The organism is Chryseobacillus diguaensis (genome assembly GCF_049220665.1).
Classification (GTDB): Bacteria; Bacillota; Bacilli; order Bacillales; family Bacillaceae; genus Metabacillus_B.
Genome location: NZ_JBMKNV010000034.1, coordinates 1 through 1,622, shown reverse-complemented (window position 1 = coordinate 1,622; position 1,622 = coordinate 1). Strand labels below are relative to the sequence as shown.

2 protein-coding genes are annotated in these 1,622 nt (G+C 38.0%); one reads left to right on the top strand and one right to left on the bottom strand.

Going from position 1 to position 1,622, the window contains the following annotated elements:
- Window positions 1-111: 111 nt before the first annotated feature.
- Window positions 112-1,386: an IS110 family RNA-guided transposase gene (locus ACOT8F_RS20875; RefSeq protein ID WP_421653835.1), complete on the top strand. Its 1,275-nt coding sequence runs from the start codon at window positions 112-114 to the stop codon at window positions 1,384-1,386.
- Here the strand turns inward: ACOT8F_RS20875 and ACOT8F_RS20870 are convergent.
- On the bottom strand, window positions 1,375-1,622 hold a 248-nt coding region (locus ACOT8F_RS20870; RefSeq protein WP_421653834.1), incomplete at its 5' end, for a hypothetical protein. The two genes, ACOT8F_RS20875 and ACOT8F_RS20870, sit on opposite strands and share 12 nt — an antisense overlap.

Here is a 1,622-nt window from a genome sequence, read left to right as displayed (position 1 = left end):
TTAGCATTCCTGTAGATCTTTAAATATCAGGTTTGAAAAAAATAGAGCCCCTCAGTAAGATACGAGTATAGAGTCCAATCTAACTCAACGTCTTAAGGAGGAAGCCTTACTATGAATTTTAAAATGCAAGACAAACAAAATCAACTAATCGAAAGAATTTCCGATACACATCTAATTGTAGGTGTGGATATAGCCCAACAATTACACGTTGCTCGAGCTGTTAACTTCCGTGGAATTGTAGTTGGAGATCCTCTTACATTTGCAAATAATGAAGAGGGGTTCGTAAAACTATTAAGTTGGATTCAAAACTTACAAAAACTAAAAAACTCAGATTCAACAATAGTGGGTATGGAACCTACAGGGCATTACTGGATTAACCTCTCAAAATGGCTGGATAAACAAAACATTGAGGTAGTTACTGTGAATCCCCACTTAGTAAAAAGGAATAAAGAGAATCGTGACAATACACAATCGAAGAGTGATAGAAAAGATGCACTCGTTATAGCGGATATGGTGAAAAACGGTTATTATTCCCTTGTTCGTCCAACATCAGAATCCTTTGAGAAACTTAAAGTTCTAATGTCAAACCGTGATGTAATTGTTAAACGTCTCGTGATGTCTATCAATCAAATAAATCGATGGGTGGATGTGGTCTTTCCAGAACTCAGACAAGTGTTTAAAGATGTTTCGTGCAAAGGGGCCATCGCAACCCTTCGTTTATTTCCTACACCGGATGAAGTATCTTCACTAGAAACACTAGATGTCATGAGGGGTTGGAAGTCTTTAATGAAACGACAACCAGGACCCAAGAAGGCTCAATTACTAATCAATCTAGCAAAATCCTCTATTGGGACCGGACAGGCTTTGGATGCTTATAAATTTCATTTAGAACAATTATTAGAGGAATATGACCTCGCTGTAAAACAACTCGAAAGAGTTGAACAACAAGTTAAAGAAGTTCTCTACAAAATCCCCTTTGCAAAAAAACTACTTATGATAAAAGGAATAAGTGAAATTTCATTAGCCGGGATACTAGGTGAATCAGGAGATCTAAGTGGTTTCTCTCACGGAAACTCTCTATTACGTCATGCGGGATTACATTTAGCTGAAGCAAGTTCAGGCAAATGGAAAGGTCAGATTGTCATATCAAAGCGTGGAAGGTCAAGACTACGACGATTCCTCTACTTAGCAACCATGAGCCTTGTGATGAATAACCCTGAGTTTAAAGCTCTCCATTCCCATAATGTGAAAGTAAAGAAGTTAAAGAAAATGAAATCAATCATGAAACTGATAGGTAAACTAGCAAGGATTTTTGTAGGAATAGCACGACGAAACGAGTCTTATAGTCCAAATAAAGTCCAAGTAATAATCCCTTTAGCAGCATAGAAATAAAACATTAGTTATATAAAATGTATCATCTAAAATAGTTAACTTTAATTTTGAATGTTGTCTTATTCGTAGGATTTCAAATATGTACGGAGTACCGGGTTTGTTCAACAAAAGGGCACTGTGACCCATCAGGTTAGCATAACTGGCCTCCACCCCTTGGAAAGGCATGACGAAGGAATGAGAGGGCAATTGACCCGTTGAGACATGGGAGGGAAAGCCCCCAAGGGCGGCGT